16 protein-coding genes are annotated in these 16,093 nt (G+C 34.1%); 4 read left to right on the top strand and 12 right to left on the bottom strand.

The annotated features are described in order from the left end of the window. Positions 1-68: 68 nt before the first annotated feature. The 4 genes from EJA19_RS05295 to EJA19_RS05280 all read right to left on the bottom strand — a co-directional run bounded on the left by EJA19_RS05295 (position 69) and on the right by EJA19_RS05280 (position 3,930). Positions 69-341 carry an HU family DNA-binding protein gene (locus EJA19_RS05295; RefSeq protein ID WP_125467311.1) on the bottom strand — a complete coding sequence of 91 codons (273 nt, stop codon included), beginning with the start codon at positions 339-341 and terminating at the stop codon, positions 69-71. Between the two features lie 195 nt (positions 342-536). After that, the gene (fmt, locus tag EJA19_RS05290) at positions 537-1,487 is read right to left on the bottom strand and encodes a methionyl-tRNA formyltransferase (RefSeq protein ID WP_125467310.1); all 951 of its coding nucleotides are present in this window, start codon (positions 1,485-1,487) and stop codon (positions 537-539) included. After that, on the bottom strand, positions 1,484-3,388 hold the full coding sequence (locus tag EJA19_RS05285) for a RecQ family ATP-dependent DNA helicase (protein WP_125467309.1): 1,905 nt from the start codon (positions 3,386-3,388) through the stop codon (positions 1,484-1,486). The genes fmt and EJA19_RS05285 overlap by 4 nt, the downstream gene beginning before the upstream one ends. Then, complete coding sequence (locus EJA19_RS05280) at positions 3,388-3,930, bottom strand: AAA family ATPase (protein ID WP_125467308.1); 543 nt, start codon at positions 3,928-3,930, stop codon at positions 3,388-3,390. Before EJA19_RS05280 ends, EJA19_RS05285 begins: the two co-directional genes overlap by 1 nt. A gap of 92 nt (positions 3,931-4,022) precedes the next feature. Between EJA19_RS05280 and EJA19_RS05275 the strand changes: the two genes are divergently transcribed. From EJA19_RS05275 to murA, 3 genes are all read left to right on the top strand, one after another. Further along, a complete protein-coding gene (locus EJA19_RS05275) occupies positions 4,023-4,316 on the top strand; it encodes a DUF493 family protein (protein WP_125467307.1) in 294 nt (97 codons plus the stop codon). Positions 4,317-4,379: 63 nt separating this feature from the next. Continuing rightward, entirely contained in the window at positions 4,380-5,012 is a 633-nt protein-coding gene (locus EJA19_RS05270) for a DUF4290 domain-containing protein (protein WP_125467306.1), read from the top strand. Between the two features lie 9 nt (positions 5,013-5,021). Next, positions 5,022-6,332, top strand: a complete 1,311-nt coding sequence (murA, locus tag EJA19_RS05265) for a UDP-N-acetylglucosamine 1-carboxyvinyltransferase (RefSeq protein WP_125467305.1) — start codon at positions 5,022-5,024, stop codon at positions 6,330-6,332. 53 nt (positions 6,333-6,385) lie between these two features. Here murA and EJA19_RS05260 read toward each other — a convergent pair whose 3' ends face one another. From EJA19_RS05260 to EJA19_RS05240, 5 genes are read right to left on the bottom strand one after another with little or no spacing between them, the layout of a single operon-like run. Further along, complete coding sequence (locus EJA19_RS05260) at positions 6,386-7,690, bottom strand: cryptochrome/photolyase family protein (RefSeq protein WP_125467304.1); 1,305 nt, start codon at positions 7,688-7,690, stop codon at positions 6,386-6,388. After that, positions 7,683-8,264 (bottom strand): pseudouridine synthase, encoded by a 582-nt coding sequence (locus EJA19_RS05255; protein ID WP_125467303.1) that lies wholly within the window; start codon positions 8,262-8,264, stop codon positions 7,683-7,685. The genes EJA19_RS05260 and EJA19_RS05255 overlap by 8 nt, the downstream gene beginning before the upstream one ends. Further along, positions 8,261-8,725, bottom strand: a complete 465-nt coding sequence (locus tag EJA19_RS05250) for an SRPBCC family protein (protein WP_036122691.1) — start codon at positions 8,723-8,725, stop codon at positions 8,261-8,263. Before EJA19_RS05250 ends, EJA19_RS05255 begins: the two co-directional genes overlap by 4 nt. Further along, positions 8,726-9,190 (bottom strand): TspO/MBR family protein, encoded by a 465-nt coding sequence (locus EJA19_RS05245; protein WP_036122694.1) that lies wholly within the window; start codon positions 9,188-9,190, stop codon positions 8,726-8,728. Then, the gene (locus EJA19_RS05240; protein ID WP_125467665.1) at positions 9,190-9,702 is read right to left on the bottom strand and encodes a glutathione peroxidase; all 513 of its coding nucleotides are present in this window, start codon (positions 9,700-9,702) and stop codon (positions 9,190-9,192) included. Before EJA19_RS05240 ends, EJA19_RS05245 begins: the two co-directional genes overlap by 1 nt. A 186-nt stretch (positions 9,703-9,888) precedes the next feature. Between EJA19_RS05240 and EJA19_RS05235 the strand changes: the two genes are divergently transcribed. After that, a complete protein-coding gene (locus EJA19_RS05235) occupies positions 9,889-10,734 on the top strand; it encodes a DUF2911 domain-containing protein (RefSeq protein ID WP_125467302.1) in 846 nt (281 codons plus the stop codon). Between the two features lie 60 nt (positions 10,735-10,794). On the opposite strand, the gene EJA19_RS05230 is transcribed toward EJA19_RS05235, so the two are convergent. The 3 genes from EJA19_RS05230 to EJA19_RS05220 all read right to left on the bottom strand — a co-directional run bounded on the left by EJA19_RS05230 (position 10,795) and on the right by EJA19_RS05220 (position 16,081). Beyond that, complete coding sequence (locus tag EJA19_RS05230; protein ID WP_125467301.1) at positions 10,795-11,775, bottom strand: Gfo/Idh/MocA family protein; 981 nt, start codon at positions 11,773-11,775, stop codon at positions 10,795-10,797. Continuing rightward, on the bottom strand, positions 11,772-13,448 hold the full coding sequence (locus EJA19_RS05225; protein WP_125467300.1) for a sodium:solute symporter: 1,677 nt from the start codon (positions 13,446-13,448) through the stop codon (positions 11,772-11,774). The genes EJA19_RS05230 and EJA19_RS05225 overlap by 4 nt, the downstream gene beginning before the upstream one ends. Positions 13,449-13,558: 110 nt before the next feature. Then, positions 13,559-16,081: a PIG-L family deacetylase gene (locus EJA19_RS05220; protein WP_125467299.1), complete on the bottom strand. Its 2,523-nt coding sequence runs from the start codon at positions 16,079-16,081 to the stop codon at positions 13,559-13,561. Positions 16,082-16,093: the final 12 nt, after the last annotated feature.

Below are 16,093 nucleotides of genomic sequence, written 5' to 3'. Positions count from 1 at the left end.
AAAACGATAATTAAAAAGCCTTCTGTTTTCAGAAGGCTTTAAATATGATTTAAAAAAGAAGCTTAAACTTAGTTTACAGCGCTAGATAAATCTGAACCTGCTTTAAACTTTACTACGTTTTTAGCTTTGATTTTTATAGTTTTTCCAGTTTGTGGGTTTCTTCCCTCTCTAGCCGCTCTTCTAGAAACTGACCAAGAACCAAAACCTACTAAAGAAACGCGGTTTCCTTTTTGTAATGCTCCTTCAATTTCGATTAGCATACACTCTAAAGCTTTTTTAGCAGCAGCTTTAGTAATTCCAGCGTGTTCTGCCATTGCATCGATTAAATCTGATTTGTTCATAATTTTAAATTTAATTATTAATAAATTGTTGGTTAAACATAATTTTTGTTAAATCCTCTACAAATTTATACGGATTATGCAACCATGCAAGTAATGACAGGGCAAATACACCATTTTGTTAATAACTTAGGCGATTTGTTAATAACCATTATGCATTTCATCGATTTTTTTCTTTTTGTCAATGATAATAAGGGGTTACAGCACTTTAGCATTTTCCTGAAAATGGTATCCATTTAAAAGATCTTTACTTTTCATGTTTCGTTTTCCAGGTAACTTAATATCGTCAATTATTATAAATCCATCTTTTACAGCAATTTTTATGTCTTTTTTTGTGGTTATAACAGTTCCTACATCAAATGTGTGGGAATCTTCACTAATACTAGCCGAGTAAATTTTTATGTCTAATTCTTCATCACCATTTTTTAAGATAGTCCACGCAGCTGGGTATGGGCTTAACCCCCGTATTTTATTATAAATGTCTTGTATAGGTTTTTGCCAGTCTATTTTACAATTGTCTCGATTTAATTTATAGGCTGTTTTTATATTAGGTATTTGTGGTTGTGGGGTTGTTTTAACATTCCCTTGTTCTATAAGCTGTACCGTATCTATAACTAGTTCTTTGCCTGTACGCATTAGTTTGTCGTGAAGACTACCTGCATTTTCGTTAAAATCAATAGGAACTTCCTTTTGAAGAATCATTTCACCAGTATCAATTTTTTCATCAATAAAGAAAGTGGAAACACCGGTTTTTGTTTCCCCGTTAATAATAGCCCAGTTAATTGGTGCTGCACCGCGGTAATTAGGTAATAAAGACGCATGAAGGTTAAACGTTCCTAATTCTGGCATTTGCCATACAACTTCAGGAAGCATTCTAAAGGCTACAACTATTTGTAAATTAGCTTGAAGATTTTTTAAGTCCTTAATAAAATCTGGGTCTTTTAAGTTGGTAGGTTGTAAAATATGTAAATCGTGTTTCTTGGCAAATACTTTTACAGCGCTTTCATGGAGTTTTCTGCCGCGTCCAGCAGGTTTGTCGGGAGCTGTAATAACGCCAACTATATTATAATTATGGTCTAAAAGAGATTGCAATGTAGCTACAGCAAAATCTGGAGTTCCCATAAAAACAATGCGTAATTTATCTGTCATTCTTTGTTGATTTTGTATGTGTTTTTTACCGTTACACTAATAACATCTTCTTCTAAAAGTTGTTTTATAGCTTGGTGTATATTGTTTTCTGATATTTTAGTAAGTTCTGTTAATTCTCTAGAACTTTTAGGGGTTGCTTTTAAATGATGCAAAATTAAGGCTTTTACATTGTTTATATGAGGTGTTGCTTTTGTTTTTTGTTGAATGCAAACCGAACAAATTCCACAAGCTTTAGCATTGGTTTCGCCAAAATAGGACAGTAATTGTACACTGCGACAAGTTGTGGTGTTTTCAATGTAGCGTAATATAGAAGAAACCTGTTGATGCTTTAGTTCGTTTTGCTGCTTTATAATATGCGATATTCTATTAATGGTTTTATCATCTTCACGCGGTTCAATAAAAGTAATCTGCGCATCGGTAGTTGTAAGGTGAAGCGAGATGATACTATCGGCTTCTAATTGCTTTAAAACAGTTATGACATCGTCTTCAGGAATGTTCGCTTTACTTGAAACTAAAACAGAATTTATCTTTATATCGTGTTCAAAAATCCCGCCATAAGTTCGTAAAATAGTTTTTACAATAAGGTTAACTTTTAAGGATTGTTTGCTTAAATAAGCAAATAAAGCTGTATCGGTTACCACAAACTTAACCGTTGTTTTTTTATTAAATTGCTTAGAAAGTACAATAACACTTGTTCTGTCTAAAACACGTAAAACATTGTATGCTAAAAGGCTGTTAAGCTCGTATGTTTTGCAGAAATGGTTAAACTTAAAATCAAACGTTTCGTAGCTTCCTTCACCATAAGAAATTTGAAAGTAGTTGCATAGTTTTTTATAAATGTACTTGACTTTTTTTATTGATGGTAAAATGCTTAAAAACTGATTTTCTACCAGTTGCTTGTCGCTATCATTTTTTAAAATTACAGCAAACGCTTTATTGCCATTCCTACCAGCACGTCCAGCTTCTTGAAAATAACTTTCAATACTTTCGGGTAAGTGTAGATGAATAACAGTTTTTACATCGGGTTTATCTATACCCATACCAAACGCATTGGTAGCAACCATCACCATCTTTTGATTGTTAATCCATTGATGTTGATGTTTTTCCTTCTCTTTGTTAGACAATCCACCATGATAATAGGTAGCAGACAACCCTAATTGTTCTAGTTTGAGTGCTGTATCTAGAGTTGCTTTTCTATTTCTAACATAAACAATAGAAGAGGCTGGGTTCTTTTTTAAAATAGTTTCTAGCCTATAAAGTTTATCTTCTTCATGAAAAACCATGTAAGCTAAGTTAGCTCGCTCAAAAGATTGTTTATGTATTTTAGGGGTTACAAAATCTAAATTTGCAACAATATCATCTACGACTTTTTCTGTAGCCGAAGCCGTTAAAGCAATACAATTAACATGAGGCTTTAACTCTCTTAATAGACTAATATTTTTGTATGCTGGACGAAAATCGTTTCCCCATTGCGAGATACAATGTGCTTCATCAATGGCAATTAGGTTAACATTCATTTGCCTAATCCGATCTTGTACTAGTTCTTGTTGAAGTCGTTCGGGCGATAAATACAAAAACTTGTAATTTCCATAAATACAGTTATCTAAAAAGGTATCTAAATCGTTATAAGAAATCCCACTCGTTAGGCAAAGTGCTTTTATACCTTTTTGGTTTAACTGTTGTACTTGATCTTTCATTAAAGCCACCAAAGGCGATACAACAATGCAAATACCATCCTTTATTAATGCAGGTATTTGAAAACACATCGATTTTCCGCCGCCAGTTGGCATAAGTGCCAAAGTGTCATATCCATTTATAACATCGTTTATAACAACATCTTGTAAAGGTTTAAACGAGGTGTATCCCCAAAAACGCTCCAATATGTCTAGCGGTTGTTGCATTACAGTAAACTCAAGTGATTAAGTAAAAAATCAACACGGTTTTCAATGGTATCAAAAGGGACATCGGTTAAGTTGTAATCAAATTTCTTGTAGGTGGTTAATAGAAAGTCATGAATTTCTTCGGCTTGTTTAAAATTCTCGTAACGTTCATTATCGCTTTCAAATATGGCTTCCCAAGGAGCTAGAACAAACACAGCGTCATAAGTATGATCTTGACTAGCGTTAACAAAGTGATTAGGGTAGGTTTCATTAGCGTAGTCCATATAAGCTAACACATCAGGAATACCACGATCTAAGAAGATGATATCCGACTTAGAGCTATTCGCTTCAATATATTGTTGTTTTCTACCTTCTAAAAGGCGTTCACTAAACAAAAGCGGTTTTGTAAGAAACAGCTGTTCAATTCCTTCTTTACGGGCTTCTAAAATAACGTCTCTAGAAACTTCATCGTAGCAAATGTAGTCACGAGTTTTAAGTTCGTTAATAAGCGATGTTTTCCCTGTGCCTGGGCCACCAGTTATAACTATTTTTTTTGTTTTCAAATTGGCAAGGTTTTAGCTGTAAAAATCGTAATTTAAAAGGGAAATAAAAAATAGAAACTAAAGTGTATCTTTGCTAAATACTTACGAAGACTATGGAATTAAATAAAAAAACAGAAGAATTTTACGAAAAACTAAAGTCGCAACTTTACGAAAACAATTCATGGCCAGCAGAATATCTATATAAATTTATAGTAAAATCCGATACGCATAAAATAGCCGAAATAGAAGCTATATTTAACAATATGGGCGCCGTTATTAAAACAGCCGAATCTAAAAACGGTAAATATACCAGTGTGTCTATTAACTTATTAATGCGTAATCCAGAGCATGTTGTAGAAAAATATATAGAAGTTGGAGAAAAAGTAGAAGGTGTTATTAGCCTATAATTATTTTTTGTATTTTGCGCTTAAGGAAAATGACTTCAAGACAATTTTAATCCGTAACACATTTTGATAGACAATTTAGAATATAACTCAGAAAGAGAACATTTGATTATTCCAGAATACGGAAGGCATATTCAAAAAATGGTAAACCATGCCAAAACCGTTGAAAATAGAGACGAAAGAAATAAAGTAGCAAAATCAATTATCGATGTTATGGGGAATTTACAACCCCATTTAAGAGATGTAACAGATTTCCAACATAAACTTTGGGATCAGTTATTTATCATGTCTAATTTTGAATTAGATGTTGACTCTCCATTCGAAAAACCTTCTAAAGATAAACTTCAAGAACGTCCAGAGCCATTACGTTACCCACAAAATCACCCTAAATACAGGTTTTATGGGAACAATATAAAAACCATGATAGATGTAGCATGTACTTGGGAAGAAGGCGATAAAAAAGAAGCCTTGGCTTACACCATTGCAAACCACATGAAGAAATGTTTCTTAAATTGGAATAAAGATACTGTAGACGATGCTGTGATTTTTCAGCATTTGTATGAATTATCTGACGGGAAAATAAACTTAAAAACGTCTGATGAAGATTTAACAGATGCCTCAAGTTTAATGCGTGGCAAAAAACAACGTCATCATAGTAACAAGAAAGGAAAAAAGAATAGAAACCGTAAACGCTACTAAACTACCAAAATGGGAATTTTTAAAATTGAAGGCGGCCATCAATTAAAAGGAAGTATCCAACCCCAAGGCGCCAAAAACGAAGCATTACAAATTCTTTGTGCGGTGCTTCTTACTCCAGAAAAAGTAACTATCAAGAATATTCCAGACATTGTTGATGTTAATAAATTAATTACTCTTTTAGGGAAGCTTGGCGTAAAAGTTGAAAAACTCTCAACATCGTCTTATTCTTTTCAAGCAGACGCTATTAACTTAAAATATTTAGAATCGGCAGAATTTAAACAAGACGGTCGCGGTCTTCGCGGATCGATTATGATTGTAGGACCGTTATTAGCACGATTTGGAAAAGGTTATATCCCTAAACCTGGAGGCGACAAGATTGGTCGTCGTAGATTAGATACTCACTTTGAAGGTTTTATAAACCTAGGTGCTAAATTTCGATACAACAGAGAAGAGTATTTTTACGGTGTAGAAGCCGACAAACTTACTGGAACCTATATGCTGCTTGATGAAGCTTCGGTAACGGGAACAGCAAATATAGTTATGGCAGCAGTTTTGGCCGAAGGCACAACAACCATTTACAATGCTGCTTGCGAACCTTATCTGCAGCAATTGTGTAAGATGCTCAACAGAATGGGCGCCAAAATTTCAGGAATAGGCTCTAATTTACTAACCATTGAAGGCGTTGATGCATTAGGCGGAACCGAACATACCATGTTGCCAGATATGATTGAAATAGGAAGTTGGATTGGCTTGGCAGCCATGACTAAAAGTGAGCTGACTATTAAAAATGTAAGTTGGGATGATTTAGGACAAATTCCTAATGTCTTTAGAAAACTAGGTATTTCAGTTGAAAAGCACGGTGATGATATTCACATTCCAGCACATACCGATGGTTACGAAATACAAAGCTATATAGATGGTTCTATTTTAACGGTTTCCGATGCACCATGGCCAGGATTTACACCAGATTTATTGAGTATTATTTTGGTTACAGCTACACAAGCGAGAGGAAGTGTTTTAGTGCACCAAAAAATGTTTGAAAGCCGTTTGTTCTTTGTCGATAAATTAATCGATATGGGTGCAAAAATTATTTTATGCGATCCGCATCGTGCCACTGTAATTGGTCACGATTTTAAATCGCAACTAAAAGCCACTACAATGACCTCGCCAGATATTCGTGCGGGTATTTCATTGTTAATTGCGGCTTTATCAGCTAAAGGAACATCTACCATACATAATATAGAACAAATTGATCGTGGATACGAGCATATAGTTGAACGTTTACAAGCCATAGGTGCCAAAATTGAACGCTTAGATTAAACAATTTATATTATCATAAATAATTAAAAACGTCTGTATTTTCAGGCGTTTTTTTAGTTTAAAGCATTTTTATAAGTTGCTAAGCAACGTTCACGTGCTTCTTTATGATCTACAATGGGTTTAGGGTAGGTTAGTTCCTGATATTCGGGCACCCACTTTTTGATGTATTTATGGTCTTTATCAAATTTTTTAATTTGCGTCGTGGGATTGAAAATTCTAAAATAAGGAGCAGCATCAACACCAGACCCAGCTACCCATTGCCAGTTACCAATATTACTAGCCATTTCATAATCGTGAAGTTTTTCGGCAAAATAAGCTTCGCCCCAACGCCAATCAATTAGTAAATGTTTGCATAGAAAACTACCTACTAACATTCTAACGCGATTGTGCATATAGCCTGTTTTGTTAAGCTCTCGCATTCCAGCATCTACCAAAGGGTATCCTGTTTTGCCATCGCACCAAGCTTTAAACTCGGTTTCGTTATTGCGCCACTCAATACGATCGTATTTTGGTTTAAAGCTTTTGGTTTTCGTATGTGGAAAGTGCCACAAAATCTGCATAAAAAACTCACGCCAGATAAGTTCTTGCCAAAAGATTTCATTGTTTTCGGCAATGGCTTTTTTCACTATTTCTCGAATACTTACTGTTCCAAAACGTAAATGTGGTCCTAAGTGAGATGTAGCATCTTTTGATGGAAAATTGCGGGTAGCTTCGTAGTTTTGAATAAGCTCTGGCGACACAGTATATGGTTTTATAGTTTGATTAGAGATTGTAAAACCTAGGTCGTTTAAACTGATGTTTGGTAAATGGTTTTCTTTGATTACATGTTTTAGAAGCGGCTTTGTATTATAGGTTTTTAATTGAATGGTTTTAAAATTGGCTTTCCAGGTTTTCATATAAGGTGTATACACCACATAAGGATTACCATCGTTTTTTACTACCTCATTTTTTTCAAAAATTACTTGGTCTTTGTAAGTTTTGAAAGCGATATTCTTATCTTTTAAGAACGTTTCAATATTCTTGTCACGTTTTTTAGCATAAGGTTCGTAATCGTGGTTGGTAAATACGGTGTTAATGGTATAATTTGCCGTCAGTTTTTTAAAAACATCAATAGGCTTTCCTTTGAAAAGCGCCAAACCACTATTATGTTTACCTTCAATATAACTACGCATTTGCTGTAAAGTATTGAATATGAACGTTACGCGCGCATCGTCTTTAGGTAGTTTGTCCAAGATTTCGGTATCGAAAATAAATATTGGTAGGACAGGTAAACCGTTGTTTAAAGCATGAAATAGGCCAACATTGTCTTCCCATCGTAAATCACGACGAAACCAAAATATGTTTATGGTTTTACTCATTAGGTAATTCGTTTTCTTGTAAAGGTTTGTGTTTTCCTGGGTTTAAATCTAAATGAATATTTCCTATACGAACGCGAACCAAACGCAAGGTTGGAAAGCCTACTTTGGCTGTCATTTTACGTACTTGTCTAAATTTTCCTTCGGTAAGTGTAATGCTTACCCAAGAAGTAGGGCCATGACGAGAGTCGCGAACATGGCGCTTTTCTATAGGGAAATGATTTGGATTAATATTGGTAGTTACTTGGCAAGGTTTTGTTTGATATGGTTTTCCGTTAATACTAATGGTAACACCAGTTTTAAGTTGATTTAAAGCGTTTTCTGTAATTACACCATCAACTTGTGCCAGATATTCTTTTTCAACTTTGGAGCTGTTTATGTAATGACTTGTTTTACCACAAGTTGTTAATAGTAATAAACCTTCAGAAGTTTCGTCAAGTCTACCAATGGCCATAGTGTTTTCGGGAAACTCACCAAGTTCGCCCAAGAGCTTTTTGTTACGACGTTTATTTTGATTATTAACAAACTGACTTAAATACCCGTAAGGCTTATGTATTTTAAAATGTTGTTCCATCATTTAAATTCACCAAATAAGTCAATGAGCTTTTTTTGCCTATAATTGAATATTTCGTTTAGTTTTGGTTTTACCAATACAGGATGAAAAAGTTGTCCTAGAACCCCAAAAGGAAGTTTATAGTGAACAATATCTTCCATTTCAATACCACCATTAATAGGTTTTATAAAATGTTTATGATGCCATAAGGCATAAGGCCCAAAACGTTGTTCGTCTACAAAATAGGTGTTGTCTTTAACATGAGTGATTTCGGTAACCCATTTTGTTTTAATACCAAAAACCGGTGTTACTATATATTGAATGATTTGTCCAGGAAACATTGCTCTGTCGGCTCCAGACAAAATATCAAAACTCATATAATCTGGTGTAATGGTTTTTAGGTTTGCTGGATTGGATAGAAAAGTCCAAGCTTCTTCAACAGAAATAGGTAATTTCTGAGTGGTATGTAACGTATATACCTTCATTTAATTATTTATAAAAATATATGTGTTTAAAGATGTAGCTAGTAATAACCAAATTAAATAGGGGAGTAGTAAATACCGCATGCGTTTCATATAATCTAGTTGGTATTTTATGTAAAAATATCCTATTACTAGCGTAAGTAAACTTATAATAACGAGCCCTAAAAAAACTAAATGTTGATTAAAAAAAACATAGTTCCAACTAACATTTAAAATAATTTGTATACTAAACAGTATTTTTACAAACTGTGATTGAAAATCTTTAAATAAATACGCCAAATACACGGAGAAACATATCATAATAGTACTCCAAGCTACCCCAAAAACCCATCCTGGGGGTGTCCAAGGCGCTTTGTTTAAATTAAGGTACCATTGCGATTGCGGGCCATTATCCATTAACCAACTACCCAAGGCCAAACAGCCAAAATTGATAACTAAAAATAGTATGATTAATTTGGCCGTTTTCATTATTCTAAATGTTTGGTAATCTTCTTGCTTAAGGGCTTTGTCATTGAGTAATATACATCAACAAAATGACCGTTTTCATCAATAAGATATTTTTGAAAATTCCATTTAACCGATGAGTTTTTTGTGCCATTAAGATCTTTATTTGTTAGCCATTTATAAAGTTCATGTTGATTTTCACCTTTTACATCTATTTTTTCAGTCATTAAAAAGTCAACACCATAATTAGATTGACAGAAATTTTGGATTTGAGTTGCCGAACCCGGTTCCTGACTTCCAAATTGATTGCAAGGTAATCCAATAACAACAAGTTTATCTTGATAGGTTTCGTGAAGTTTTTGTAAATCTTCGTACTGCGGTGTAAAACCACATTTAGAAGCCGTATTAACAAACAATATGTGTTTGCCTTTAAAATCAGATAAATCCACCGGATCCCCAGAAAGACTATTAATCTCAATATCGTAAATAGATGTTTTAGGTTCTTGAGCTTTGGTTTTACAATTAAAAAGTACCATAAAAGTTAGTATTGGAATGATTGTTCTCATATAAAAGTTAAAAATATAATGTTCAACAAAAATAAATAAAAGTTAGACAAAAATATAATCTTTTGCTTTTATTTAAGGATTCATTAACAATTAAAAGGTCACTTAATTTGTAATTTTAACCTAATAAATTTAAAAAACATATTAATACTAACTACAATGAAAAAATTATTACTACTTGTTGCTTTAGTTGCATTTACAATTAATGCCAAAGCACAAATTGAAACACCACAGCCAAGTCCAGCTAGTAAGTTGGAGCAAAAGGTTGGTTTAACAGATGTGACATTAGAATATTCGCGTCCAGGAGTTAGAGGACGAACCATTTTTGGCGACTTAGTGCCATACGGAAAGTTATGGCGAGCAGGTGCAAATAAAAATACTATGGTAACCTTTAGCGACAATGTAACTATAGGCGACCAAACACTTAAAGCTGGATCTTATGCTATTTTTGTTAAACCCATGAAAGGTTCTTGGGAAGTGTATTTTTATAACGATACTAATAATTGGGGAGCACCAAAAGATTGGGACGATAGTAAAGTAGCGGCAAAAACGACTGTAGAAACACACGACGTTCCATTTAATGTAGAAACTTACACTATAGATATTAATCAGATAACCAATAATGGGGCGGCATTAGAATTTATTTGGGAAAAAACCTACGCAGCCGTACCGTTTTCTGTACCAACAGAAGCTAAAGTAACATCGGCTATTAATCGTGTTATGGATGGTCCTGGTGCAAACGATTATTATGCTGCAGCTGTTTATTACTTAGAAGAAGGTAAAGATATAAAACAAGCGAAAAAATGGATAGACAAGGCTATATCTATGGTAGATAAACCACAATTTTGGCAATACAGAAAACAGGCCTTAATTTATGCTGAAGCAGACGATAAGAAAGGTGCAATAAAGGCTGCAAAGAAATCTTTAGAAGGTGCTCAAGAAGCAGGAAATGCCGATTATGTAAAAATGAATACCGATTCTTTAAAGGCATGGGGAGCCATGTAGTAGAAAAGCAATAGGCTAAATAATAAAAACGCGCATCAAATAGGTGCGCTTTTTTATTTTCTAATAATTTAAATTGATTGTTTGTCTAACGGAATCTAAAGTCGAAATTAATGTTTTGCTAAATTTAAAAGACATAATATTACTTTGCGTTTTTCCTTCGCGAATAAGTTGATTAAAATGACGTGTTTCAAAACTATATCCAATAGTATTGTAACCAAAATCTAGAGTTTCTTCTTTTCCATTTTTAGGGAGTAGAGTTACTGTAGAGGGTTCATGAAAACGGCTATTTATTTTAATAATGCCTTGTTCGCAATAAAAAGTTGCTAGCGTTTCGGTTTCTTCGAGAAGGGTACTTTTTAAATTAGCTATAACATTATTTTGGTATTTAAACATAATGTTACAAGAAGCATCTGCACCATTGTCAAAAAATGTAGCCGAAGCTTCGATAGTTTGTGGTTTTCCTAAGGTAGATAAGGCTGCAAAAATAGGGTAGATACCAATATCTAATAAACTACCTCCGCCAAGGGCTTTTTTTATAACTCGTGAATTTTCATCGTATTCTGGTTGAAACCCAAAATCGGCTTCCATTTTTAAAAGCTTTCCAAAATGTTGTTTTCGTAATAGACTTTGAACATGTTGGTAGTGAGGTAAAAAAGCTGTCCAAAGGGCTTCCATTAGCAAGGTGTTATTGGTTTTTGCAATGGCAATCATTTCAGAAACCTCTTCAAGATTCATGGCAAAAGGCTTTTCGCACAATACAGCTATCCCTTTTTTTAAGCACATGATAGTGTTCTCTTTGTGAAACACATGTGGTGTTGCTATGTAAACGGCATCGATAGTAGTATCGTTAGCCAAAGCTTCGTAGGAGTTGTATGCTTTTTCTGCTTGGTATAATGTAGCAAAATCGTTAACCTTACCTTGACTTCTCGATGCTACTGCATAAAGGTTGGCATCGTTTATTGTAGCTAGGTCTTCAGCAAATTTGTGGGCAATTTTACCAAGCCCAATAATCCCCCAGTTTATTGTTTTGTTAGTGGTCATTTTTTACCATTTAAAGTTTGAATTAATATAGCCAATGCAATTACTAAAACACAGCCAAATAAATTAAGCCATAGGTAGGGCATCCAATTAAACCACCAGCCAATTATAACGATGATTTGTGTTATAATTGCAGCTGTGAAAACAGCATTTCCACGTATTTTTTTAAAGAAAAATGCGAGCAAGAAAATTCCGAGAACATTACCATAAAAAATGGAGCCAATAATATTCACTAATTGAATTAAATTATCGGCTAAATAAGCCACGCAGGCTACAATAATGGCAAGTATACCCCAACTTAATGTAAACCATTTAGTAGCTTCTACATAGTGGTTTTCATCTTTATTTTGAGCGTAATTACGTTTGTATAAATCTAATGCTGTGGTTGATGCTAAAGCATTTAGTTCGCTTGCAGTGCTAGACATGGCAGCACTTAAAATAACCGCTAATAAAAGCCCTATAAGACCACGGGGTAAATTATTTAATATAAAATGAATAAACACATAATCCTTATCGTTGGTTTCTACATCTACTATTTTTTCTTTAGCAGCTTGTGCTATTAACGTTTTTGCAGCCTCACGATTAGCTTCAGATTGTTTGTTTAATTCTTGAATGTCTTTTGTTAATGCCTTATTGTTGGTCGTTATATAATTCGTTATTAAGGTTTGTTTTTCTTTAAAAATAGCTGTTTGCTCATTTTCAAGAGTTTTGTAATCTTCAGCATAGGCAGAATTTAAAATGGTTTGTTGTGCCGATGGATTAAAATTAATAGGCGAGGTGTTAAATTGATAAAAAACAAATACCATAACACCAACCAAAAGAATAAAAAATTGCATAGGGACTTTTAATAGGCCGTTAAAAATTAAGCCCATTTGCATTTCTTTGACTGATTTTCCAGAAAGGTAACGTTGTACTTGACTTTGGTCGGTGCCAAAATAGGAGAGCGCTAAAAAAGTACCACCAATTAAGCCACTCCATACCGTATAGCGATTTTCAAAATCAAAAGAAAAATCTAAAATATCCATTTTGCCACTTACGCCAGCAATATCTAAAGCATTGGAGAATGTAATATTTTCTGGTAGGTAGCTAAATATTAAAAAAAATGCGATAAACATTCCTGTAAAAATTACGGCCATTTGATATTTTTGAGTAACACTTACCGCTTTGGTTCCGCCGGAAACGGTATAAATGATAACTAAGATGCCAATAATAATGTTGAGGTATGTTAAATTCCAACCCAAAACAGCCGATAAAATAATAGCAGGTGCATAAATGGTGATTCCAGCAGCTAACCCTCTTTGAATTAGGAATAAAATAGCGGTTAAACTTCGTGTTTTTAAATCGAATCTATTTTCTAAAAATTCGTATGCTGTGTAAACTTTTAAACGATGGTATATAGGAATAAATACCATACAAATAATAATCATGGCTAATGGTACACCAAAATAAAACTGCACAAACCCCATACCGTCATGAAAGGCTTGTCCTGGTGTAGATAAAAAGGTTATGGCACTTGCTTGTGTTGCCATAACAGATAAACCAATGGTCCACCATTTCGAGCTATTACCGCCACGTACATAATCTTGTACGTTTTTGCTTCCGCGAGTTTTCCAAGTGCCATAACCAACAATTGTAAACAGAGTTCCTATTAATACAATCCAATCGAGTAGTTCCATATTAAAAAGCTTGCATTAAAAGGTAGAATAGTACAATATAAATGGTGTTTGCAACTAAAACCAAAGTGTAAAGTTTAGACCATTTTTCCTTGGGTTGCTGATTCATTTTTTTAGTCGTTTAAGGTTTGTTGGGTATTGTTTTCTTCTTTTCCTAACGATAACATGTTGGCAAATAATCTGTAAGCACCAGATACACCAGCAGGAAACTCTCTAAAGAAACTTAAACCTGTATAAATGTAGTAGCCTTTACCGTATTGCGCTACTAATAAACTTCCTTTTTTAGCCGATTCGCCTTTGTCGTGCATAGACAAAATAGGCGTAAAGTGTTTGTCCCATTTGTTAGGGAAATATAATCCGCGTTCTTGTGTCCAGCCTTCAAAGTCGTTTTGAGTAATGTTGTTTGGATAGTTTAATACCGGATGTTTAGGTTTTAATAAAGTGACTTTTGCAAACTCATCGGTAACACGATCGCGAGACAATTCTAATTTGTATGGTGCTAGTTGTTGTGTTTTAAGTCGGTGACTAGTGTTGTATTGCACAATCATATTGCCACCTTGTTTAACAAAATTAAATAATGCTTGTTGTTTAAATTTTAATTCCTCAACGGTATTATATGCACGAATACCAATAACAACCGCATCGAAACTTGAAAGGTTTTCAAGAGAAATATCTTCAGGCGCGAGTGTTTCAACGTTGTATCCAATTTGCTGTAAACTTTCTGGAACAACATCGCCAGCACCTTCTATGTAAGCAATGTTTTTACCATTTTTTTTAATATCTAATCGTACAACTTTACTTTCGCTAGGCAATAAAACGGTTTGATAAGGAATGTGATTGTAATCAATCTCAATGAGTTCTTTAGTATAAAATATTTCATCAATATTTACCATTGGAGAAATAAAGCCTTCACTTTGATTTTTTGGCGGAATCACTGTAAAAATTACGGTTTGTTCTTCGCCTTTGTGTGATAAACTAATGTTTTGTCTTTCGGGATAAACTTGCCAATCTTTTGGATGTGCTATTTGTACAAAACCTTCTAAATTATCTTTTTCAGCTTTAATAACAACTGGAATTTCTTTTTCTTCATTCGTATTAAAAATGATAACTTTTTCATCAATTTTTGCCGAAACTACTGGTACAATTTCAAACGGTTTGTAAACTTCGCCTTTTACAGGGTCGTTGTATTTATAAACAACAGGTTTTGTAAACGAAATAGGGGTGTTTTCTATACGTAAGTTAAAAGTAACATTAAAAACTCTTGGTGTTTCTGGATCACCAATTACATTAATATCATCAACTTTATACATGCCTAAACTGCCTTTTTGTGTAAGCCAATATGGCGTAGTGGGCGTTTGGTGCTTAGGAATGTTTAGTTGTTCTTCAAATTGAAAAGAGGTGTTATTTGTTAAGTTAATATTTTTTGAAACGTTATGATTTCCTGTATTATAACTGACTAATTCAATAGGGTTTTGACTACGATTAATGGTTTCTATATTTAAATCGATAGTTTCTCCAGCAGTTGCCAAATTAGTGTTCGCAACTGCTTCAAGATACAATCCAGAACAAGCAGCAATAATATGCTTAATTTCCTTAGTTTTTAGAGCTTTCCAATGAGCATCTTCTAAATTTTGAATGTGTTTATAAGCTTCAATTAATTTAGGAACAGAGGCCGAAGGATTTGTAAAGTCGAAGTTGTCTTCAACTTGTTTTAAAATAGTTCCAATAGTTTTTCCTCCTTTTACACGATTCCAACTGGTGTCGATGCCTTCAAATACATTATTAGTAGACGGCATATCGCCTTTAATTAACTCGATATATTCCATTTGCTTACCACGCGTTCCGGTGTTGCCAAATCCTTGAGATTTATGTTGGCTTCGGCTTAATGAGGCGATTTCGGAGTTGCTCAAGCCTAATTCAGGGTAATAGGTTCCTATATCAATGGAAAGCATTTCAGATTTGTCTGCTTTTTCAAATTTTTCTTGACTGCCATAAAACCACCAAGAGGTGTTAAAAAACACTCGTTTAGGTTGCCATGTAGAAGTGACTTTTAAATGGTTTGGGTATTTTTCAGGGTTATTTGCTAAATCAAAAGCTTCTAAGCTTAACATAGCCGAGGTTGTATGATGGCCGTGAGTTCTGCCTGGACTTCTGTGGTCAAACCTATTAATGATAACATCTGGTTTAAATTGTCTAATAGCTAAAACAACATCGCTTAAAACCTCATTTTTATTCCAAATATCTAAAGTTTCATCGGGATGCTTGGAGTAACCAAAATCGTTAGCCCGTGTAAAACATTGTTCGCCCCCATCTATGGCTCTAGCAGTAAGTAATTCTTGTGTTCTGATAACGCCCAAAAGTTCACGTATTTCTGGGCCAATTAAGTTTTGACCGCCATCGCCTCGTGTTAATGATAAGTAACCGGTTCTAGCATGAATATTGTTTGAGAAATAGGAGATAAGTCGCGTATTTTCATCGTCTGGATGGGCGGCTAGATACAAGACAGATCCAAGGAAATTAAGCTTTTTTATATCTTGATAAATTTCTGAAGCATTTGGTTTTTGGGGGTGTTGTGCCGCAATGTTTAGTGTAGATAAAACGAAAATTAACGTGAGTAGGCGTAACAGTTTTGTCATAGTTAGTGTTTT

It is taken from the genome of Mangrovimonas spongiae (genome assembly GCF_003944795.1).
Taxonomy (GTDB): domain Bacteria; phylum Bacteroidota; class Bacteroidia; order Flavobacteriales; family Flavobacteriaceae; genus Mangrovimonas; species Mangrovimonas spongiae.
The sequence above is the reverse complement of the archived record's forward strand: the minus strand, read 5'-3'. Positions and strand labels throughout refer to the sequence as shown.